Genomic DNA, 20929 nt, shown 5'->3' on the forward strand with positions numbered 1-20929 from the left:
GGGCGGGCTCGGCAACGCCTCGCTCGCCACCACGAAGCGCAAGGCGCCCGGCTTCGCGCTGCTCGGCACGCCGGGCTGGGAGGGCGACGTCGTCCTCGAGCTGAAGACCGTCGCGGACGTCGCGCTCGTCGGATTCCCCTCGGCGGGCAAGTCGAGCCTCGTCGCGGCGATCTCGGCGGCCAAGCCGAAGATCGCGGACTACCCGTTCACGACCCTCGCGCCCAACCTCGGCGTCGTGCAGGCGGGGGAGTCGCGGTTCACCGTCGCCGACGTGCCCGGTCTCATCGAGGGCGCGAGCGAGGGCAAGGGCCTGGGCCTGGAGTTCCTCCGCCACGTCGAGCGCTGCACCGCGCTCGTCCACGTGCTCGACTGCGCCACGCTCGAGCCCGGCCGCGACCCGCTGACCGACCTCGACATCATCCTCGGGGAGCTGGCGGCGTACCCCGTCGGCGACGGACAGGTGCCGCTGATCGAGCGCCCGCAGCTGATCGCGCTCAACAAGGTCGACGTGCCCGAGGCCCAGGAGCTGGCCGACTTCGTCCGGGCCGACCTCGAGGGCCGCGGCTACCGCGTCTTCGAGATCTCGACGGTCAGCCACTCGGGACTCCGCCAGCTGACGTTCGCCCTCGCCGAGATCGTCGAGAAGCACCGCCTCGAGCTCGCCGCTGTGCCGCGGGTGGAGCGCATCACCATCCGCCCCCGCGCCGTGGACGAGAAGGACTTCGAGATCCGGGTCGAGGGCGGCTCGTACGGGAACGTCTATCGGGTCCTGGGCACCAAGCCCGTGCGCTGGGTCGCGCAGACCGACTTCACGAACGACGAGGCCGTCGGCTTCCTCGCCGACCGTCTGGCCAAGCTCGGAGTCGAGAACGGCCTCTTCTCGGCCGGAGCGGTCGCCGGCTCCACCGTCGTCATCGGCCCCGGCGACGGCGTCGTCTTCGACTGGGAGCCGACCCTCACCTCGACCGCCGAGCTCATCACTGCGCCCCGCGGAACGGACCTCCGCCTCGAGGACAACCGGCGCAAGACCCGCAACGAGCGTCGAGAGGACTACTTCGAGCGGATGGACGCCAAGGCCGAGGCCCGCGCGGAGCTCGAGCGCGAGCGCCAGGGCGGCGTCTGGCGCGTCGCCGACGAGGGCGACGGCACGGAGGCCGGCGAGGAGAGCTGACTCCCGCCGCCGGGGTCGTCTGCCTCTACACTGGCCGGATGCCGCAGACGACCCCCGACAGCAGTGCGCTGACCGAGCGGTTCGCCGCCTCCCGCGTCGCGTCGCGCTCCCTCCGCAGTGCGACCACCGACCTCAAGAACCGGGCTCTGCTCGCCATCGCCGACGCGGTGCGCTCGAGCGCCGAGCGCGTCGTCCCGGCGAACGAGCTCGACCTCCAGCGGGGTCGCGAGAGCGGGATGAGCGCGGGCCTGCAGGACCGCCTCCGCCTCGATGCAGCGCGCCTGGGGTCCCTCGCCGACGCCGTCGTCGCGGTCGTCGGGCTCACCGATCCGGTCGGGCAGACGGTGCGGGGATCGAACCTGCCCAACGGCGCCTCTCTCATCCAGGTGCGGGTCCCGTTCGGCGTGGTCGGAGCGATCTACGAGGCGCGCCCGAACGTCACCATCGACATCGCGGCGCTCGCCCTCAAGAGCGGGAACGCCGTGATCCTGCGCGGAGGCTCGGCCGCGGAGAACACGAACCGCGTCCTGGTGGAGCTGCTGCAGGAGGCCGTCGCCTCCGTCGGCCTGCCCGCCGAGCTGGTGCAGACGGTCGACGACCACGGCCGCGAGGGCGCGAAGGCCCTCATGCGAGCGCGCGGCTACGTCGACGTCCTGGTGCCGCGGGGGAGCGCGGGCCTCATCGAGTCGGTCGTGACCGAGTCGACCGTCCCTGTGATCGAGACGGGCGCCGGAGTCGTCCACGTCTTCCTCGACGCCAGTGCCGACGAGCAGTGGGCCGTGGACATCGTCCACAACGCCAAGGTGCAGCGTCCGAGCACCTGCAACGCCCTCGAGACCCTCCTCGTCCACCGCGACGCCGCCGAGCGCCTCCTCCCGCCCGTCCTCGGCCGGCTCGCGGAAGCGGGAGTGACCGTGCACGGCGACGAGCGCGTCGCGGCGCTCTGGCCCGACGCGGTGCCCGCCACCGATGAGGACTGGTCCGCGGAGTACTACTCGCTCGACCTCGCCGTCGCGATCGTCGACGACCTCGACGCCGCGATGGCCCACATCGACCGGTACTCCACCCACCACACCGAGTCGATCGTGACGAACGACCTCCGGAGCGCCGAGCGCTTCCTCGCCGAGGTCGACTCCGCGGTCGTGATGGTCAACGCCTCCACCCGCTTCACCGACGGCGGGGAGTTCGGGTTCGGCGCCGAGGTCGGCATCTCGACGCAGAAGCTGCACGCTCGGGGCCCCATGGGTCTTCCCGAGCTGACCAGCACGAAGTGGCTGCTGCGCGGCGCGGGACAGGTCCGCGCCTAGCGCCCGGACCGGCGATCCGGCGTCGAGCGGCGTCCGGGTAGACTCGTCGGAGCCCCGCCGGGGCGACCACGACCTCCAAGGAGCACTGCATGTCCCTCGCGACGACCGTCCTCGCCGAAGCAGCGGCCCACACGGAGCTGCCGTTCCCCCCGATCGTCTTCGGCCTGATCGCCGCCGTCGCCTTCACGGCCCTCGGCTTCGTCACCTGGAGCTACCGCGACGTGGCGAACCGCCACTCGCACAAGACCGGCGCCGGCTCCCACGACCAGCACGGTCACGGACACTAGGCGGGGAGCCCAGCGATCGTGACGTCCGCCGCGAGCGGAGGCCCGCGGCGTCCGCGCATCGGCGTGATGGGCGGCACCTTCGACCCGATCCACCACGGTCACCTGGTCGCCGCCTCCGAGGTGGCCCAGTCGTTCGACCTGGACGAGGTCGTCTTCGTGCCCACCGGCCAGCCGTGGCACAAGAAGACGGTGACCTCCGCCGAGCACCGGTACCTGATGACGGTGATCGCGACGGCGTCGAACCCGCGCTTCACCGTCAGCCGCGTCGACGTGGACCGGATCGGCACGACCTACACGATCGACACCCTGCGCGACATCCACGCCGCGCACCCCGACGCCGAGCTGTTCTTCATCACCGGCGCGGACGCGGTCGCTCAGATCCTGAGCTGGAAGGACTACGACGAGCTGTGGGAGCTGGCCCACTTCGTCGCCGTCAGCCGGCCGGGGCACGTCCTCAACGTTTCGGGATTGCCGGCCCAGGACGTATCCTTGTTGGAGATTCCGGCACTGGCGATCTCCTCGACCGACTGTCGGAGCCGCGTCAACCGGGGTCATCCGGTCTGGTACCTGGTTCCCGACGGTGTCGTCCAGTACATCTCGAAGCACCACCTGTATCGGAGCACGTCATGACAGTTCAGCCCGAGGAGAAGCCGCTCACCCGGCGCGAGATCCGCGAGCGCGAGAGGCGCGAGGCCGGTGCGGCCACGACCGCCGCCGTTCCGACGACGTCCCGCCGAGCTGCCACCGCGACCGCCACCACCGCCGGCGACATGCCCGTGCTGACCCCAACCCAGGCCCTGCGGATCACCCCCGTCGAGCCGAGCCCCGCGAGCGAGCCCGACCTGCGCACCTCCTCGATGGAGATCGTCGCCACCGAGAACGCCACGGGCCGCCAGCTGACCCGTCGAGAGCTGCGCGCACTGCTGGCGCAGCAGCAGGCGGAGAAGGTCGCCGCCGCCCCGGAGGCGGAGCCGCCCGCCGACGAGGAGCGGTCCGACGACGAGCGCTCAGACGACGTCGAGGGCGCCCTGGAGCGCGCCTCGGCGCTCCCGCCGACCGGGGCGGTCCCCGTGATCGAGGCGGCCGACGAGTCCCGTGATGCGGAGCCGGTGCCCGAGGGTGCAGCGGAGCAGGAGCCGGAGGGCGACGGGGACGTCGTCACCGAGGACGCCCCCGAGGCGTCCGAGGAGGAGGCGGACGAGTCCGCTACCGATGCGACCGCGGACGCCGACGCGGCCGACGCGGCCGAGGTGCACGAGGCCGAGATCGAGAGCCCCTCCTCCGACGACGAGAGGCCGTCCTCGGACGCCTCCGACGAGCGCGACGCGGACGACGAGCAGCCGACGGCCGGCGAGCAGCCCGAGCAGCCGCACCTGAACACCGCGCTCTTCGCGTCGGTGGGCGGATCCCTCGACATCGCCGACGAGAAGGCCACCGAGATCACCGGGAGCTTCGAGCCGCCGATCGAGCACCTCGCCATCACCGAGGAACTCGACAGCAAGTCGAAGGAGGAGGTGGACGCCTCGTTCGACTCCCTCATTGCGAGCGGAGTCGCCGCCACCGGCGCCGTCACCACCACCAACGCGCTGATCCTGCCGACCACGGGCCCCGGCGCGACCGTCGGCACGGACACGGGGGAGATCCTCGTCACCGGCTCGTTCGACCTCCCGCGCAGCCTCGGCTCCACGGGCCAGCACCCGAACCTCTACGACTCGCCCGATGTGGACCGCTACGTCGACCGCATCGACCGCGAGCAGCCCGTCGGCGAGTCCGAGCCGGTCCGGGCGTCCAGCGCCGTCTCCACCCACGCCGCCGGCACTTCGATGATCGCGCCGCAGAAGCGCGCCGGCGTGAGCGTCCCGGTGGTCCTCGCGATCACCGCGGCCGTCCTGCTGGTCGGCGCGATCGCGCTGTTCATCGGCGGCTTCGTACTCAACATCTTCTGATCTCCACCACCGACACTGAAGGCTTCATGACTGCGACCGATTCCGCCCGCGCCCTGCTCCAGCTCGCGGCCACCGCCGCCGACTCCAAGGGCGGTGAGGACCTCGTCGCCCTCGACGTCTCGGGGCCGCTGCCGCTGGTCGACATCTTCCTCCTCGCCACCGGCCGCTCCGAGCGCAACGTGGTCGCGATCGCTAACGAGGTGGAGGACCGCCTGAACGACTCCGGCGCCAAGCTGCTGCGCCGCGAGGGCCGTGCGGAGGGCCGCTGGATCCTCCTCGACTTCGGCGACCTCGTCGTGCACGTCTTCCACGAGGAGGACCGCATGTACTACTCGCTCGAGCGCCTCTGGAAGGACTGCCCGACGGTGCCGTTCACCCTCGAGCAGCCCGTCGCCGTCGACTCGTCGACGTCCTCGAACTGACGAACACGCCCGGCGACAGCGCTCGATTTCACTTCACGCGAATCGTGTTGTAGTTTATTCGAGTTGCTTCCGCCGGGCGGAGACAGCGAAAGACAGCACGACGCAAAACAGAACATGGGTCCGTGGCGCAGCTGGTAGCGCACCTGCATGGCATGCAGGGGGTCAGGGGTTCGAATCCCCTCGGATCCACCGAACAGGTCCGCACTCCTCAGGGAGTGCGGACCTTCGTCGTTCACGGCGATATAGGGTCCGGCGCCGTCCTGTCCGGCGCCGTCCTGTCCGGCTCAGGCCGGTCAGGCCAGCCAGGACCGTTCCCGTCCGGCCACCGGGTCCCCCTGCTGGTCACGCACGGGTCGGCCCGACCGGCTCCACATGGCCGCCGCATCCGGCGAGGAATCCGGAGAGCTCGCCCCAGGCGTCCTCCCCGATCGTGGTGCCCGGGCGCCGTGCGAGATCGGCCAGAGCGTCCGTCAGCTCGTCGACTCCCGTCACGATCCTCGTCCGTGCCGCTCCCGTGCCCTGCCATCCGGGCGCGTACGTCCTGACGTCGGGGTGGCTGTAGAGCACGGCCGTCTCGAACCACGGCGTGGGCAGTCCGTTCAGGGCCAGGTACTCCTTGAACCTCGCGGCCTGGATCCGGACCTGCCGGGCGGGGACGTGCTGCTCGACATGCGTGCGCACCGTCCACCGCGACACCGTCCCCGGTGCGATCTGAACCGCGAAGGCCTCGGGCAGGGCGTCCTCGTCGAGGAGGACGCCGTAGGAGGGGTGGACGGTACCGGGTCGCACGCCGTCGAAGACGACCCCCTGCCAGTACTTGGCCTCGATGATGAGCGCGCCGTGCCGGGTGAGCAGCAGATGGTCGATCTGCGCGAGGAAGCGGCGCGTCGTGCGCGCGTCTACCGGTACGAAGACGACGTTCGTGGCGAGGACGCCGGACAGCCCCGCCGAGGCGCACGCCTCCCGGATCAGGGTGTGCGAGACGGCCTCGCTGCTCCAGGTCCTGGCGAGCGCGTCACGGGTCTGCTCGACCTCCTCCTGCGCCGTCTCAAGCTCGGTCCGACTGAGGTCGCGCTCGGCGTCGCGCGCGCGCGTCAGTGCCTTGAGCGCCGCCTCGTGGCTCCGGTCGCGCTCGGCGATCGTGCGCTGGTGCTCCTCCGAGGCCTCCTTCGCGGCCTGCTCCGCCGCCGCTCCCGCCGCAGTGCGCCATCGGCGGCCGACGACGACCGTGATGAGGAGGGCCAGGAGCAGGGCGGCCGCGACGGCCCAGGGCAGGTACTCGTTCATGGTCCCCAGGCAAGCACGGACCACCGACCGTGCGCCGCGACGGCTCCCGATCGCGCCGCTCGGCAGACTGGCCGCAGTGCGCTCGCTCGTGCCCTGTCCGGACGTCTTCGTCGGCGTCCGCCTGCGCGCGCAGGCGGAGACGCCGACCCTGCGCCGGCCGATCGCGCGGGCGGAGCCCTACCGCCGCCTGGCGGACGCGATGCGCGACCAGCACGAGGTCCGGCCAACCGGCGTCGAGGGCACGCTGCTGGGCCCCGTCGGCCGGCAGCCGTTCCAGGGGATCAGCGTCGCCGGCCTGCACACGCACGTCGTCGACACCACCGGCGGGACCGGCGGCCACATGCTCGCCGCCTCCGGAGTCGCGGGCCTGCTCGAGATCGAGCAGTACGGCGGCATCACCGTCCGCCTGTCGGAGTCGGACGACCCGCCGCGAGCCGACCTGGACGCGGCGGCCAGCGCCGAGATCCGCGCCGTGGAGACCGGCCACCCGCCCTGAGCGGCCCTACCCTGGACGCATGCCCTCACTGCGCGACGTCCACGCCGTCATCGACCGTCTCTGGCCCGAGGCGGCCGCCGAGAGCTGGGACGCGCCCGGCCTGGTCACCGGCGACCCCGACGCCGCGGTGGAGCGGATCCTGCTCACGGTCGACGTGGTCTCCGACACCGTCGCGGAGGCCGTCGACGGCGGCTACCAGCTCCTGGTCGCGCACCACCCGCTGCTGCTGCGCGGCGTCACCTCGATCGCCGAGGACGGCTACAAGGGCCGCCTGCTCGCGGACCTCGTCCGGGGCGGCTGCGCACTGATCTCGGCCCACACGAACGCCGACATCGTCGCGGACGGCGTCTCGGACGTGATCGCGACCCGCCTCGGCCTGACCGGCACGACGCCGCTCGTCCCGGGCGCCGACCCGTCGATCGGGCTCGGCCGAGTGGGCGACCTGCCCGAGGAGCTGACGCTCGGACGCCTGGCCGGAGCCGTGGCCGAGCTCCTGCCGGCCACCGCAGGGGGAGTGCGGGCCGCGGGCGCCTACGAGACGCCCGTGCGCCGCGTGTCGCTCTGCGGGGGAGCGGGGGACTCGCTCCTGGACGCCCCCGCCGTCCGCACGAGCGACGTCTTCATCACCGCCGACCTCCGGCACCACCCGGCGTCCGAGGCGCGCGAGAAGGCCCTGCACGGCACCGGCCCCGCCCTCATCGACGTCTCGCACTGGGCGAGCGAGTGGCTGTGGCTCGACGTCGCCGCGACCGCGCTGCGGGAGGCCCTGCCCACGGTCACCGTCGAGGTGAGCGAGACCCGCACCGACCCGTGGGATTTCGCGATCGTGCACTGACCCGCCGCGGGCACGGGAGAATGGACGCGGCGCGCCCGTACTGCGCGCCGGGAACGAGGACCGCCACGTGAAAGCCAGCCCCGCACACCAGCGCGAACTCCTGACTCTCGCGAGTCTGGACACGAGGGGCGCGCAGCTGCGCCACGCCCTCGCGACGCTCCCGCAGATCGCGCGGATCCAGGCGATGCAGGCCCGCGACAACGAGACCCGCCGCTCCCTCGCCGAGCGCACAGGGCGCCTCGAGGACGTGCGCACCGAGCTCGGGCGCATCGAGTCCGACGTCAGCGTGGTCGAGAAGCGGCTCACCCGCGATCGCGACCGCCTGCAGACCGCATCCGCGGCCAAGGACATCGCCGCGCTCGAGAGCGAGATCACCTCCCTCGTGAAGCGGCGGGGAGACCTCGAGGACATCGAGCTGACCCTGATGGAGCGGATCGAGGGCATCGAGTCCGAGGTCGCCGCGGCTCAGGCCGAGCGCGACGAGGTCGTCGCCTCGCTCGGGACCCTCGCCGAGGAGCGCGACGCGCAGGCCGAGAAGCTCCGCGACAAGCAGGAGGCGCTCGCCCGGGACCGGGCGGACCTGGTGACGACCCTTCCGGAGGACCTGGTCGAGCTCTACGAGAAGCAGCGCGCCCGCTACGGAGTCGGCGCGGCCCTCCTCCGCGGGAAGGTGTCGGAGGGGAGCGGCGTGGCCCTCACCGAGTCGGACCTCTCCTGGATCCGCGCCTCCGCTCCCGACGAGGTCGTCCTCTGCCCCGACAGCGGCTGCATCCTGGTGCGCGGCGAGGAGTCCACCCTCGCCTGAGCCGTACACTGGACGGGCGAACGGGCCGGCAAGACGGTCGCGTCACCGCGGCGAGAGCCGTGGTGCCGAGGAACGTCCGGGCTCCGCAGAGCAGGGCGGTGGGCAACACCCACCCGGGGCGACCCGCGAGACAGTGCCACAGAGAACAGACCGCCGTCGGCTCCGGCCGGCGGTAAGGGTGAAACGGTGGTGTAAGAGACCACCAGGGGCCGGAGTGATCCGGTCCGCTCGGTAAACCTCGCCCGGAGCAAGGTCAGACAGAGGACGATGCGGCTGCTCGTCGGGTCCTCGGGTAGACCGCTGGAGGGTCACGGCGACGTGGCTCCGAGAGAGATGGCCGTCCAGCGCCCGCCGAGAGGCGCGGCGTGAACAGAACCCGGCGTATCAGCCGACCCCTTCGCCACGAGATGCCCCGCCTCGGCGGGGCATCTCGCGTCTCCGCCGGTTGCTTCGCGCTCCCGCCCGCAGTCAGCGCGACGGCCTGCGGTGGCGGTTCCCGGGTCTCGATACACCCTTGCGCGGCTACTCGTTGAGACTGGCGCATGCTCTCTCTCGCGCTGGCTCCTGCGGACGAAGCGGTGCATCACGACGTCCGGCAGGCGCCGATCCCGGAGGACGGTCCTGAGACGCCGCTGCGGATCGACCGCCGAGGATCAGGTGCCCCGGCCCCGTCGTGGCTCATCGCGACGACTGGACCCCGAAAGTCCGATCACGCCCGTGCGCCACGGCGCCACGCACGAGGCGAACCGGCGGAACGCGTGGCGGCGTTGCGCCGTAGCCGTCCGCACCCCGCTCCCCGGAACGCGTCACCTCCCGAGGCCGACCGCGCCTCGGCGGGCGGGGACCGCCGAGGAAGAAGACTCAGCCCCGCCCTGCGAGCGCGGCCGCGCCGAGGATGCCGGCGTTGTTGCGGAGCGCCGCCGGGATGATCGGGGTGCGCAGGTCGAGCAGCGGGAGGAACTCGTCGTGGTGCTTGGAGATGCCGCCGCCGACGATGAAGAGATCGGGCCAGAGCAGCGCCTCGAGGTGGGAGTAGTAGCGCTGCAGGCGCTTCGCCCAGTGCTTGTAGTCGAGGTCGTCGCGCTCCTTGGCGGCGAACGAGGCCTTCTTCTCGTAGTCGCCGCCGTGGATCTCGAGGTGGCCGAGCTCAGCGTTGGGGATGAGGATCCCGTCGTGGATCTGCGCCGTCCCGATGCCGGTGCCGAGGGTGGTCATGATGACCAGGCCCTCCTTGTCCTTCGCCGCTCCGAAGCGCGACTCGGCGTAGCCCGCCGCGTCGGCGTCGTTGACGAAGAAGATGTTCCGGCCGATCGCGTCCTCGAACAGCTTCTCGGCCTCGAGGCCGATCCACTCGTCCGACACGTTCGCCGCCGACATCGTCCGTCCGTGGACGACGACGGCGGGGAAGCAGATGCCGACCGGGGTGTCCGAGGGCAGGTCCGGGATCTTCTCGAGGATCTGCTGGACGGTGGCGACGATGTCCTTCGGCGTGCCTCCCGGGGGAGTGGCGAGCTTCATCCGGTCGCTGAGCAGGGTGCCCCCGGCCAGGTCCACCGAGGCCCCCTTGATGCCCGTTCCCCCGATGTCGATCCCGATGGCGGTCGCCGCAGCAGTCATAGCGGCCATGCTAGCGAAGGGCGGGGGTGCGGACCGACGCGGGCTGCGGCGTAGGATCGCGGCATGGCTGACGGCGACGCGAACTCCTGGTGGTACAACCTCAAGGCCGGCACGGTGGAGCAGGGATTCGTGTCCCCCTCGGTCGACCGGGTGGGACCCTTCTCCTCTCGCGAGGAGGCGGAGCACGCCCTCGAGCGGCTGCACGAGAACAGCCGCAAGTGGGCCGAGGAGGACGCCGCCGAGGACCGCTGACCCCGGTTACTCGTAGCTGTGCTCGGCGCCGGGGTAGGCGCCGGACTCCACGTCGTCCCGGAACGCGGTGACCGCTCCGGTGAGCACGCCGCGCAGATCCGCGTACTGCTTCACGAAGCGGGGGATGCGGCCGGTGGTGAATCCGGCGAAGTCCGTCCACACGAGCAGCTGTCCGTCGACGTGCGGTCCCGCTCCGACTCCGATCGTGGGGATGCGCAGCTCCTCCGTCACCTGACGTGCCGCGTCCGCGGGCACCATCTCGAGGACCACGGCGAACGCCCCGGCCTCCTGGACGGCGCGCGCGTCGGCGAGCAGCTGCTCGATGCCCTCGCCGCGTCCCTGGACCATGTGGCCGCCGAGCCCGTGCTCGCTCTGCGGCGTGAAGCCGATGTGCGCCATCACGGGGATGCCCGCCTCGACGATGCGCCGGATCTGCTCGGCGGAGCGGACTCCGCCCTCGAGCTTCACCGCGTGCGCGTGCGTCTCCTTCATGAAGCGGAACGCCGTGTGCAGCGCGTCGTCGGCACCCGACTCGTAGGAGCCGAAGGGCATGTCGGCGACGACGAAGGCGCGCTCGACGGCTCCGGCGACGGCACGTGCCAGCGGGATGAGCTCGTCGACGGTGACGGGCAGAGTGGTGTCGTAGCCGAGCACCGTGTTGCCGGCGGAGTCGCCCACGAGGAGGAAGTCGATCCCGGCGTCGTCGAAGATCTTCGCCGTCAGCTGGTCGTAGCTGGTCAGCCCGGTGATGCGGACACCGGAGTCCTTCGCGTTCTGGAAGTGGCGGGTTCGAACGCGTTTCACGGGCTGCGCTGACATGGGCGCCAGTCTACGGCGCGCCTCGGGCGCCCCGCGGGCCCCGGTCGGAGGCAGTAGCCTGAGGGTCGAAACAGGAGGGGTCTGGATGGACAAGCAACGGGACTTCGTTCTTCGCACCATTGAAGAGCGAGGGATCAAATTCGTTCGCCTCTGGTTCACCGACGTCGTCGGCACGCTGAAGTCGGTCGCGATCGCGCCGGCCGAGGTGGAGGGCGCGTTCGCGGAGGGGCTCGGCTTCGACGGCTCCGCCATCGAGGGCCTCACCCGCTCCTTCGAGGCCGACGTCCTCGCGCATCCGGATCCGTCGACCTTCCAGATCCTCCCGTGGCGCGGAGAGATCGACCCGACGGCGCGGATGTTCTGCGACATCACCACGCCGGACGGCCAGCCCGCCGTCGCCGACCCGCGCAACGTGCTCAAGCGCACGCTGGCGAAGGCGGCCGAGCGCGGGTTCACCTTCTACACGCACCCCGAGATCGAGTTCTACCTCCTCAAGTCGTCGTCCTTCGGCGCCGAGGGTCCGGAGCCGGTCGACTCCGCCGGGTACTTCGACAACGTCCCCGGAGGCACGGCGCACGACTTCCGCCGCCGCTCCGTGCGCATGCTGGAGGATCTGGGCATCTCGGTCGAGTTCAGCCACCACGAGGCGGGCCCCGGCCAGAACGAGATCGACCTCCGCTATGCGGACGCGCTCACCACGGCCGACAACATCATGACCTTCCGCACCGTGATCAAGGAGGTGGCGATCGAGCAGGGCGTCTACGCGACGTTCATGCCGAAGCCGCTCTCCGGGCACCCCGGCTCGGGTATGCACACGCACCTCTCGCTCTTCGAGGGCGACGTGAACGTGTTCTACGAGCAGGGCGCCCAGTACCAGCTCTCGAAGCTCGGCCGCCAGTTCATCGCCGGGCTGCTGAAGCACGCCCCCGAGATCACCGCCGTGACGAACCAATTCGTCAACTCCTACAAGCGGCTCTGGGGTGGCGACGAGGCGCCCAGCTACGTCTCGTGGGGCCACAACAACCGGTCCGCCCTCGTGCGCGTTCCGCTCTACAAGCCCAACAAGGGGCAGTCCTCCCGCATCGAGTACCGGGCGCTGGACTCCGCGGCGAACCCCTACCTGGCGTACTCGCTGCTCCTGGCAGCCGGACTGAAGGGCATCGAGGAGGGCTACGAGCTCCCGGCCGAGGCCGAGGACAACGTGTGGGCCCTGTCGGACGCGGAGCGCCGGGCGCTCGGCTACGGCGCCCTGCCCGCCAGCCTCGACCGCGCCATCTCGCTGATGGAGGAGTCCGAGCTCGTGGCCGAGACGCTGGGCGAGCAGGTGTTCAACTTCGTGCTGCTCAACAAGCGGAAGGACTGGGCCGAGTACCGCGCCCAGGTCACGCCGTACGAGCTGCGCAGCAACCTCGAGATGCTCTGACGCCTCGGCCATGCCCCGCGAACGCTCCCTCCGCGATGTCGCACGCCTCGGCTTCGCCGCGCTCGGCGAGACCGGGGCGCGGCTGGCCGAGGCGGAGGAGCTGGCCGGGCGGCAGCTCGAGTCGGTGCTGCCCTCCTTCGCCCGGGTGGCGGATCCGGACGAGGCGCTGCTCGCTCTGATCGACCTGCTGCGACGGCACCGCGACAGCATGGACGCGGTCCTCGCCGACGACGAGGCCCTGACCCGGCTGCTTCTGGTGGTGGGGGCCTCCTCCGGCCTCGCCGACTTCCTCCAGCGCCGGCCCGACGAGCTGGCCAGCGTGCTCGAGCCGGTGCGCACGCTCCCCGGGCGCGCCGAGATGAAGGCCGAGCTGCTCGAGTCGGTCGGCGCCGTCGACGGCTTCTCGTCGCTCCGGGAGGAGGCGGGCTGGACGGCGCTGCGCGTGCGGTACCGCCGCCTCCTCACCAGGATCGTCGTCCACGACCTGAGCCAAGCCGACCCCGTCGCGGCGATCGACCGGGTGACGAGGGCGCTGGCCGACCTCGCCGGAGCCGCGCTGGAGGCGTCCCTCGCCGTGGCGCGGACCGAGCTGGTCGAGGGCACGGGCCCGGGCCGCTTCGGCCGGGACGAGGTCGCCGCCACCCGCTTCGCCGTCATCGGCATGGGCAAGGCGGGAGCGTCCGAGCTCAACTACGTCAGCGACGTCGACGTGATCTTCGTCGCCGAGGGCGACCCGGAGAAGGAGCTGACGAACGCCCGTGCGATCGACGTCGCCACCCGGCTCGCCGTGCTCCTCATGCGCGGAACCTCTGCGCTGGCGATGGAGCCGGAGCTCTGGGAGGTCGACCCGAACCTGCGCCCGGAGGGCAAGCAGGGCGCGCTCGTGCGCACCCTCGAGTCGCACATCACCTACTACGACCGGTGGGCGAAGAGCTGGGAGTTCCAGGCGCTGCTCAAGGCGCGTCCGCTCGCCGGCGACCAGGAGCTGGGGCGGGCGTACGTCGACGCGGTCGCGCCCAAGGTCTGGTCGAGCGCCTCCCGCGAGAACTTCGTCGAGTCGGTGCAGCGGATGCGGGAGCGGGTCACCGAGAACATCCCGCAGAACGACGTCCATTACCAGATCAAGCTCGGCCCTGGCGGCCTGCGCGACATCGAGTTCACGGTGCAGCTGCTCCAGCTCGTCCACGGGCAGACCGACGACGAGATCCGCATGCCCGGGACTCTGCTCGCGCTGGGCGCCCTCGCCGACCGCGGGTACATCGGCCGCTCCGCCGCGGAGGAGTTCGCGCAGGACTACCGAGCACTCCGGCTGCTCGAGCACCGCCTCCAGCTGCGGCGCCTGCGACGCACGCACCTGATGCCGCGGGACGAGCACGAGCTGCGGACCCTCGCCCGCTCCAGCGGGCTCGCCCGCACGGCGGAGGAGCTGCTGAGCGTCTGGAACGGGATCAAGCACCGCGTCCGGGGCCTGCACGAGCGCCTGTTCTACCGTCCGCTGCTCTCCGCGGTCGCCGCGCTCTCCGACGGCGGCGCCGAGCTGTCCACCGGCCAGGCGGAGGCGCGCCTCGCCGCCATCGGCTTCGCGGACGCCCGCGGGGCGCTCGGCCACATCGCCGCGATGACCTCGGGCGTCTCGCGCCGCGCGAGCATCCAGCGCCACCTCGTGCCGGTGATGCTGCAGTGGTTCGCCGACGGACCGGACCCCGACTACGGCCTGCTCGCGTTCCGGCGCCTCAGCGACGCACTGGGCGGGACGCCCTGGTTCCTCCGGATGCTGCGCGACTCGTCCGGAGCCGCCAAGCGGCTCACCACGGTGCTCTCCGGATCGCGCTTCGTCGGCGAGCTGCTCGACCGCATCCCGGAGTCGGCGGCCTGGCTCGAGGACGACGACGCCCTCCGCCCCCGCAGCGCCGCCCAGCTCGCCGAGGAGGTGCGCGCCGTGCTCGCCCGGCACGAGACGCCCGACGCGGTCGCCTCGGTCCTCCGCTCGATGCGCCGGCGCGAGGTGCTGCGGACCGCCATGGGTGGCGTGCTCGGCCTCAGCTCGATCGAGGAGATCGCGACCAGCCTCACCGACATCATCAGCGCACTGCTGGGCGGCGTGCTCGCCGCCATCCGGCGCGGCAGTGCGACCCGGCCCGGCGCCGACGCGGAGTTCGCGATCATCGGCATGGGCCGGTACGGGGGAGCGGAGCTGGGCTTCGGTTCCGACGCCGACGTGATGTACGTCCAGCGACCCGGCACCGCCGAGCCGCACCAGGCCCAGCTCTACTCGCAGTTCGTCGTCGCCGAGCTGGTCCGGCTCACGGAGGACTCCCGCCTGCCGCTCGACCTCGACGCCGACCTGCGGCCCGAGGGCAAGAACGGGCCCCTCGTGCGCTCCCTCGACTCATACCGCGCCTACTACGCCCGCTGGTCGCTGACCTGGGAGGCGCAGGCGCTGCTCCGGGCGCGGGGAGTGGCGGGGGACCAGGCGCTCATCGAGGACTTCGAGGAGCTGGCCGACGGGGTCCGCTACCCGGGAGCGGTCTCCGACCGCGACATCCGCGAGGTGAAGCGGATCAAGGCACGGGTCGAGAGCGAGCGTCTGCCGCAGGGCGCCGACCCCCGCCGTCACCTCAAGCTCGGCCGTGGATCGCTGAGCGACGTCGAGTGGCTGGTGCAGCTCCTCCAGCTGCAGCACGCGCGGCGGACCCCGGCGCTGCGGACCACCTCGACCCTCACCGCCCTCGCGGTCGCGGAGGAGGAGGGCATGGTCGGCCCGCAGGACGCGGAGCGGCTGCGCGCCGCGTGGATCCTCGCGTCCCGTGTCCGCTCGGGCACCACGCTCTGGGGCAACCGCACCAGCGACGTCCTCCCGACCGACCGCCGGCAGCTCGAGGGCGTCGCGCGCCTGCTGGAGTACCCGGCCGGGTCCGCGACGGCGCTCGAGGACGACTACCTCGGCGTGACCCGCCGCTCCCGCGCGGTCTTCGAGCGCCTGTTCTACGGGCCGGCCGCGGGAGACGCTCCCTCCTACCGCTGACGCCCGCGCGCCGGGGACGGCGAAGGGCCGCCCCTCCGAGGAGGAACGGCCCTTCGGCAGTGCTGCGGGATCAGACCCCGTAGTACAGCTCGAACTCGAACGGGTGAGGACGCTGCGCGAGGGGCTTGATCTCCTTCTCGCGCTTGTACTCGATCCAGGTGTCGATGAGCTCCTGAGTGAACACGCCGCCCTGGAGGAGGAAGTCGTGGTCGGCCTCGAGGGCGTCGAGCGCCTCGCCCAGGGTCGCGGGGACCTGCGGGATGAGCTTCGCCTCCTCGGGCGGCAGCTCGTAGAGGTCCTTGTCGACCGGCTCGTGCGGCTCGATGCGGTTCTTGATGCCGTCGAGGCCCGCCATCAGCTGGGCGGCGAACGCGAGGTACGGGTTGCCGGAGGCGTCGGGCGCACGGAACTCGATGCGCTTGGCCTTCGGGTTCGTGCCCGTGATCGGGATGCGGATGGACGCGGAGCGGTTGCCGGCCGAGTAGACCAGGTTGACCGGCGCCTCGAAGCCCGGGATCAGGCGGTGGTACGAGTTGACCGTCGGGTTCGTGAACGCGAGGACGGCGGGGGCGTGCTTGAGCAAGCCGCCGATGTACCAGCGCGCGAGGTCCGAGAGACCGCCGTAGCCGTTCTCGTCGTAGAAGAGCGGCGTGCCGTCGTTCCACAGCGACTGGTGGGTGTGCATGCCCGAGCCGTTGTCGCCGAAGAGCGGCTTCGGCATGAACGTGGCGGTCTTGCCCCACTGCTCGGCCGTGTTCTTGACGATGTACTTGAACTTCAGGATGTCGTCCGCCGCGTGGACCATCGTGTCGAAGCGGTAGTTGATCTCGGCCTGGCCGCCGGTGCCCACCTCGTGGTGCGAGCGCTCGAGGATGAGGCCGGCGTCGATCAGCTTGAGGCAGATGTCGTCGCGGAGGTCGGCCTGCTTGTCGACGGGGCTCACCGGGAAGTAGCCGCCCTTGTAGGGCGTCTTGTTGCCGAGGTTGCCGCCCTCCTCGACGCGTCCCGAGTTCCAGGCGCCCTCGACCGAGTCGACGGAGTGGAACGCGGAGTTCTGCGTGATCTCGTAGCGGACGTCGTCGAAGATGTAGAACTCCGCCTCGGGGGCGAAGAACGCGGTGTCGGCGATGCCGGTCGACGCGAGGTACTTCTCGGCCTTCTTCGCGACCTGACGCGGGTCCTTGGAGTAGATCTCGCCGTTGCGCGGGTTGTAGATGTCGAAGACGAGGATCAGCGTGCGCTCGACGCGGAACGGGTCCACGTAGGCGGTGGTCACGTCAGGGATCAGCTGCATGTCCGATTCGTGGATGTTCGCGAATCCGCGGATCGAGGACCCGTCGAAGAGCTGACCGACGGAGAAGAACTCCTCATCGACAGTCGAGGCGGGGATGTTGAAGTGCTGCTGGACACCGGGGAGATCGGTGAACCGGATGTCGAGGAACTTGACGTCCGTGTCCTTGATGAACGAGAGCACCTCGGAAGAATCTTTAAACATGCAAAGGTCTCCAATGGCGTAACGGGGTGCTGCAGAGCGCAGCCGTTCCAGGGTAGTGACGGGGGGTTTCCCCACCGTGTCCCTGTTGTTTCCGACATGTTACGGGGCCCGTCCGTGGTCGGGCTCCACGTCGCCGGCCGGACCACCCGCTCCTCGGTCCGCTCCGAGACGCCGCGGATAGGATCGGAGAATGCCAGCCGCCGACCGCAGGACCTTCGCCGACGCCGCCCCGAGCTCGTACCCGGGGGAGCGTCTCGGCCTCCCCCGAGAGGGCCGCCTCTCGGTCGGACGGTCCGGCCGCCGCATCGCCGCCCTGGCCGTCGACTTCGCCGTCGCCGCTCTGCTGTCGCTCGCGTTCTTCGACTACGACCGCTGGGCGAGCCTGCTGCTGTTCGTCCTGCTGCAGGTCGTCTTCATTCCCACCATCGGCGGCAGCATCGGGCACCGCCTGCTCGGGATGCGCGTCATCCGTCTCGGCGGGGGCTGGGTCGGCGTGTGGCGCCCAATCGTGCGCTCTGTGCTGCTGGCCGTGCTGGTGCCGGCGCTCGTCTGGGACTCGGACCAGCGCGGCTTCCACGACAAGGTGGCCGGGACGGTTCTCGTCCGCTATTGACTCGCGCCGCCGACGGAGCAGGCCGGCCGGGAGAGATCCCGACCGGCCTGTCGCGTCGTGCGTCAGCGCGATCGCTGAGGGCGCACCTTGAAGGGGTCGACGCCCTTCGGGATGGGCAGCGACGTGTTGAGCGAGGAGAGCCGGTTCTTCACCGCGAGGACCTCGGCCTTGGTGAGGACCTTCTTCGTCTTCGAGAGGCGGCTCGGCACCTTGTGCAGCGGAGTCGCATCGGCGTCGGAGCCGACGTGCACGAAGGTGACGGGGACGTTCGGCAGGATCCGCGACACCTTGCGCCGCTCGTCCTCGAGCATGCGCTTGGTCCGGGAGGCGGGGCCCTCCGCGATCAGCACGACGCCTCCGCGGCCGACGGCGCGGTAGACGGCGTCCTGGGTCTTGCCGTTGACGGCGACGGGCATCTCGCCGCCGGTCCAGGTGCCGCGCAGTCCGCTGCGCAGGACGGCGCCGACCGCGCCGGGCTGCCCGGCGATCTGCCCGTAGGCGGCGCGCTCGGCGCGGCGCGAGAGCACGGCGAGTCCGGCGACCAGGCCGGCCATCACGCCCACGATGATCCACAGCGCGATCACGAAGCCGTTGCCGTTGCCGAGCAGGATGCCGAGGAGCACGCCGAGCAGGATCGGGAGCAGGAGCGCGAGGAGGATGATCCAGACGGCGCTGCTGTCGTAGCGGCGGGTCATCTGGAACACCTGCCACATCTGCTTGAGACGTCCGGGTTCCTTGACCGCCTTCGTCGACGGTTCCGTGCTGCGTGCCATGACGTCAAGGATACCGAGCGGGAGCGCGGCGGCGGACCCCGGACGCGGATCCGACTCCTCCACAGAGGGCACGTGCGCCGATCCCTCCACCGATCGGGATCGGCGGGCGTCCTCCGCCTCGGCCTGCGGTCAGGCTCGCCTCATGACGAGCAGCGGGACGGTCCAGGGCCGGAGGATCGGCGGAGCGCGGACGGGGAGGCGGCGGACGCCTGCGCTGGACGCCGCACCGTCGGCCGAGCGGACGATGCGGCCGCGGGAGGCCGAGGCGCTGCAGGCGTCGCCGGTGGCTCGGCTCGCCGAGCACCGCCACCGCGAGAGCATCGTCCGGGTGGAGTCGTCTCCGAGGAGGTGCATCGTCTCGACCGCCCCTCCCGTCGTCGCCACGCTCGAGAGGTTCCTGCGGATCGAGCGGGGGATCGGACTCGGCGCCGCGGTCACCCTCCTCGCCCCCGTGGTGGGCGCGGTCCGGTCGGCCGCGCTCGAGGGAGCATGGCTGGCTCCGACGACGGACGACATCGGCCTGACGGAGGAGGGTCGGCCGCTGCTGCTGCTGACGACGCCCGCCGTCGACACCCCGCGTGCGGCGCGCGACGCGCTGCAGCGGGTCCTGGAGCGCCTCGGAATGCTCTGCCCGGAGCTGCCGGTCGCCGCCCTCGCGCGGCACCGCGACCTGCTGGCGCTGGAGGGCAACCTCTACGGACTCGCGGATCCGCAGGGGATAGGCGAGGCGGTGCGGGCGCTGCCGACGTCCGGCGCGGATGCACGGGGTCGGGAGGCGGTGCCTGCTCCGGCTGCCCGGCACCGACGGGTCCATCCGCTCGACGGCTGGCAGGACCGCCTCCGGGCGTTCGTCGTCCGGCGTCGGGGACCGCTCTCCGTCGGGACGGCGATCGTGCTGGGAGCGGTGCTCGCCGGTTCGCTCGCGGGCGGGCCCGGTCGGCAGGTGCAGGATGCGGAGGCGTCGACCGCAGCCGCGCCCGTTCCGGCTCGGTCGACTCCGCCGGCGGTGGCGACCGCGGCACCGCCCGCTCCGGTCGCGGCGGCCGCGCTCGACGCCGAGCAGGCGGCGGAGGTGCTGATCGACGCGGTGCGCGCGTGCGGGGACAGGGAGTGCGCCCGCGGGCTGGTCACGGCGGACTCGCCGCTCGGCGACGAAGCGGACGGCCCCGCCTCCGCTGTCCCGGCGACGGGGGAGGCGTCGGCCGTCCTCGTCGACGTGAACGGGGCATCGGCGGTCGTGCACCTCAGGACGGCCCCGGGGACGACAGCGGCCTCCGTCCTGATCATCAGGACGGAGGCCGGCTGGCTCATCCGCGACGTCTACACCGGAGCGGCCTCGTGAGAGGCGCGCTCAGGGGGAGCGCCTCAGATGCCGAGGTCGTTCTCGAACGAGCCCTCCTCGAGGCGCTCCTTGATCGCGACCAGGAAGCGCGCCGCGTCGGCTCCGTCGACCGTGCGGTGGTCGTACGAGAGCGCGAGGAAGACGGTCGAGCGGATCGCGATGGCGTCAGCACCGTCCACCTGCACGACGGCCGGCTTCTTGGTGACGATGCCGGTGCCGAGGATCGCGGTCTGCGGCAGGAACACGACGGGAGTGTCGAACAGGGCCCCGCGCGAACCGGTGTTGGTCAGCGTGAAGGTGCCGCCGGCGAGCTCATCGGGCTTCAGCTTGTTGTTGCGGGTGCGCTCGGCCAGGTCTCCGATGGTGGAGGCGATCTGCGCGAGGTTCAGCTCGGACGCGTTCTTGAGGACCGGGGTCAGCAGGCCGCGCTCGGTGTCGACGGCGATGCTGATGTTCTCGTGGTCCGGGTAGACGATCGACTCGCCGTCGAGGGTCGAGTTGATCACCGGGTAGGCCTTGAGCGCCTCGGCCGCCGCGAGGGCGAAGAACGGGAGGAAGGACAGCTTGGCGCCGGTCTTCTCCTGGAAGCTCTTCTTGACCGAGTCGCGGAAGCGGGCGACCGCCGTGACGTCGACCTCGATGACCGAGGTGAGCTGGGCGCTCGTCTGCATCGACTCGACGGCGCGCTGCGCGAGGACCTTGCGCAGGCGCGACATCGGCTGCGTGGTACCGCGGAGGGGCGACGTCTCGAGCGGGGTGCGCGCGGCCTTGGCGGCTGCGGCGGCGGGCGCCGAGACCGGGGCGGCCGGAGCCGACTTGGCGGCCTCGACCGCGTCGAGGACGTCCTGCTTGCGGATGCGGCCGCCGACTCCGGTTCCCGTGAGGGTGGAGAGGTCGATGCCGTTCTCGCCGGCGAGCTTGCGCACGAGCGGGGTGACGTAGCCGGGGTTGGAGTCGGTGGGCTCCGGGGAGGCGGCGGGCGCGGCGGCCTGAGCGCGGTCCTCGAGCTGTGCC

General features: G+C 71.6%; 20 protein-coding genes, 1 tRNA gene and 1 other RNA gene. 16 read left to right on the top strand and 6 right to left on the bottom strand.

Translation table 11 applies throughout. The features are described from left to right. The 7 genes from obgE to C5B92_RS15710 form a co-directional block, all read left to right on the top strand. On the top strand, positions 1 to 1171 hold a 1171-nt coding region (gene obgE / locus C5B92_RS15680), incomplete at its 5' end, for a GTPase ObgE (RefSeq protein WP_104350566.1). A gap of 38 nt (positions 1172 to 1209) precedes the next feature. Further along, positions 1210 to 2478 carry a glutamate-5-semialdehyde dehydrogenase gene (locus C5B92_RS15685; protein WP_104254914.1) on the top strand — a complete coding sequence of 423 codons (1269 nt, stop codon included), beginning with the start codon at positions 1210 to 1212 and terminating at the stop codon, positions 2476 to 2478. An 89-nt stretch (positions 2479 to 2567) separates the two neighbouring features. Continuing rightward, entirely contained in the window at positions 2568 to 2765 is a 198-nt protein-coding gene (locus C5B92_RS15690; protein ID WP_104223679.1) for a hypothetical protein, read from the top strand. Between the two features lie 18 nt (positions 2766 to 2783). Further along, complete coding sequence (gene nadD / locus C5B92_RS15695) at positions 2784 to 3395, top strand: nicotinate-nucleotide adenylyltransferase (protein ID WP_104223678.1); 612 nt, start codon at positions 2784 to 2786, stop codon at positions 3393 to 3395. Further along, positions 3392 to 4711, top strand: a complete 1320-nt coding sequence (locus tag C5B92_RS15700) for a hypothetical protein (protein WP_104254913.1) — start codon at positions 3392 to 3394, stop codon at positions 4709 to 4711. Before nadD ends, C5B92_RS15700 begins: the two co-directional genes overlap by 4 nt. Positions 4712 to 4737: 26 nt before the next feature. Next, complete coding sequence (gene rsfS, locus C5B92_RS15705; RefSeq protein ID WP_104223676.1) at positions 4738 to 5133, top strand: ribosome silencing factor; 396 nt, start codon at positions 4738 to 4740, stop codon at positions 5131 to 5133. 116 nt (positions 5134 to 5249) lie between these two features. Further along, positions 5250 to 5322 (top strand) — tRNA-Ala (locus C5B92_RS15710). Positions 5323 to 5475: 153 nt separating this feature from the next. Here C5B92_RS15710 and C5B92_RS15715 read toward each other — a convergent pair. Continuing rightward, positions 5476 to 6420 carry a nuclease-related domain-containing protein gene (locus C5B92_RS15715; protein ID WP_104254912.1) on the bottom strand — a complete coding sequence of 315 codons (945 nt, stop codon included), beginning with the start codon at positions 6418 to 6420 and terminating at the stop codon, positions 5476 to 5478. A gap of 76 nt (positions 6421 to 6496) precedes the next feature. Between C5B92_RS15715 and C5B92_RS17435 the strand changes: the two genes are divergently transcribed. The 4 genes from C5B92_RS17435 (at position 6497) to rnpB (ending at position 8956) form a co-directional block, all read left to right on the top strand. Continuing rightward, on the top strand, positions 6497 to 6916 hold the full coding sequence (locus C5B92_RS17435; RefSeq protein ID WP_181028857.1) for an acetolactate decarboxylase: 420 nt from the start codon (positions 6497 to 6499) through the stop codon (positions 6914 to 6916). 19 nt (positions 6917 to 6935) lie between these two features. Beyond that, positions 6936 to 7751: a Nif3-like dinuclear metal center hexameric protein gene (locus C5B92_RS15725; RefSeq protein ID WP_104254911.1), complete on the top strand. Its 816-nt coding sequence runs from the start codon at positions 6936 to 6938 to the stop codon at positions 7749 to 7751. Between the two features lie 67 nt (positions 7752 to 7818). Beyond that, positions 7819 to 8556 (top strand): zinc ribbon domain-containing protein, encoded by a 738-nt coding sequence (locus C5B92_RS15730; RefSeq protein ID WP_104226713.1) that lies wholly within the window; start codon positions 7819 to 7821, stop codon positions 8554 to 8556. Positions 8557 to 8577: 21 nt separating this feature from the next. After that, positions 8578 to 8956: RNase P RNA component class A (gene rnpB / locus C5B92_RS15735), an RNA gene on the top strand. A 461-nt stretch (positions 8957 to 9417) separates the two neighbouring features. On the opposite strand, the gene ppgK is transcribed toward rnpB, so the two are convergent. Next, on the bottom strand, positions 9418 to 10173 hold the full coding sequence (gene ppgK, locus C5B92_RS15740; protein WP_104254910.1) for a polyphosphate--glucose phosphotransferase: 756 nt from the start codon (positions 10171 to 10173) through the stop codon (positions 9418 to 9420). A 63-nt stretch (positions 10174 to 10236) separates the two neighbouring features. Between ppgK and C5B92_RS15745 the strand changes: the two genes are divergently transcribed. Further along, on the top strand, positions 10237 to 10425 hold the full coding sequence (locus tag C5B92_RS15745) for an SPOR domain-containing protein (RefSeq protein ID WP_104223671.1): 189 nt from the start codon (positions 10237 to 10239) through the stop codon (positions 10423 to 10425). A 6-nt stretch (positions 10426 to 10431) separates the two neighbouring features. On the opposite strand, the gene panB is transcribed toward C5B92_RS15745, so the two are convergent. Beyond that, positions 10432 to 11244: a 3-methyl-2-oxobutanoate hydroxymethyltransferase gene (gene panB, locus C5B92_RS15750; RefSeq protein ID WP_104254909.1), complete on the bottom strand. Its 813-nt coding sequence runs from the start codon at positions 11242 to 11244 to the stop codon at positions 10432 to 10434. A gap of 85 nt (positions 11245 to 11329) precedes the next feature. On the opposite strand from panB, the gene C5B92_RS15755 reads away from it, so the two are divergent. Together C5B92_RS15755 and C5B92_RS15760 are read left to right on the top strand one after the other, a co-directional pair. Next, positions 11330 to 12667, top strand: a complete 1338-nt coding sequence (locus tag C5B92_RS15755) for a glutamine synthetase family protein (protein ID WP_068253236.1) — start codon at positions 11330 to 11332, stop codon at positions 12665 to 12667. Between the two features lie 10 nt (positions 12668 to 12677). After that, positions 12678 to 15692, top strand: coding sequence for a bifunctional [glutamine synthetase] adenylyltransferase/[glutamine synthetase]-adenylyl-L-tyrosine phosphorylase (locus C5B92_RS15760; RefSeq protein WP_104254908.1), 3015 nt, complete (start codon positions 12678 to 12680; stop codon positions 15690 to 15692). 70 nt (positions 15693 to 15762) lie between these two features. Here C5B92_RS15760 and glnA read toward each other — a convergent pair whose 3' ends face one another. After that, complete coding sequence (gene glnA, locus C5B92_RS15765) at positions 15763 to 17187, bottom strand: type I glutamate--ammonia ligase (protein WP_104223668.1); 1425 nt, start codon at positions 17185 to 17187, stop codon at positions 15763 to 15765. A gap of 190 nt (positions 17188 to 17377) precedes the next feature. On the opposite strand from glnA, the gene C5B92_RS15770 reads away from it, so the two are divergent. Beyond that, positions 17378 to 17800, top strand: a complete 423-nt coding sequence (locus tag C5B92_RS15770; RefSeq protein WP_104223667.1) for an RDD family protein — start codon at positions 17378 to 17380, stop codon at positions 17798 to 17800. Between the two features lie 62 nt (positions 17801 to 17862). On the opposite strand, the gene C5B92_RS15775 is transcribed toward C5B92_RS15770, so the two are convergent. After that, the gene (locus C5B92_RS15775) at positions 17863 to 18573 is read right to left on the bottom strand and encodes a DUF4191 domain-containing protein (RefSeq protein ID WP_104223728.1); all 711 of its coding nucleotides are present in this window, start codon (positions 18571 to 18573) and stop codon (positions 17863 to 17865) included. A gap of 142 nt (positions 18574 to 18715) precedes the next feature. On the opposite strand from C5B92_RS15775, the gene C5B92_RS15785 reads away from it, so the two are divergent. Further along, on the top strand, positions 18716 to 19915 hold the full coding sequence (locus C5B92_RS15785) for a hypothetical protein (protein ID WP_146079368.1): 1200 nt from the start codon (positions 18716 to 18718) through the stop codon (positions 19913 to 19915). 23 nt (positions 19916 to 19938) lie between these two features. Here the strand turns inward: C5B92_RS15785 and sucB are convergent. After that, the coding region (sucB, locus tag C5B92_RS15790; protein ID WP_104350569.1) for a 2-oxoglutarate dehydrogenase, E2 component, dihydrolipoamide succinyltransferase at positions 19939 to 20929 on the bottom strand (991 nt) is incomplete at its 5' end.

The sequence above is a fragment of the Rathayibacter sp. AY1A4 genome, assembly GCF_002930955.1.
GTDB lineage: Bacteria > Actinomycetota > Actinomycetes > Actinomycetales > Microbacteriaceae > Rathayibacter.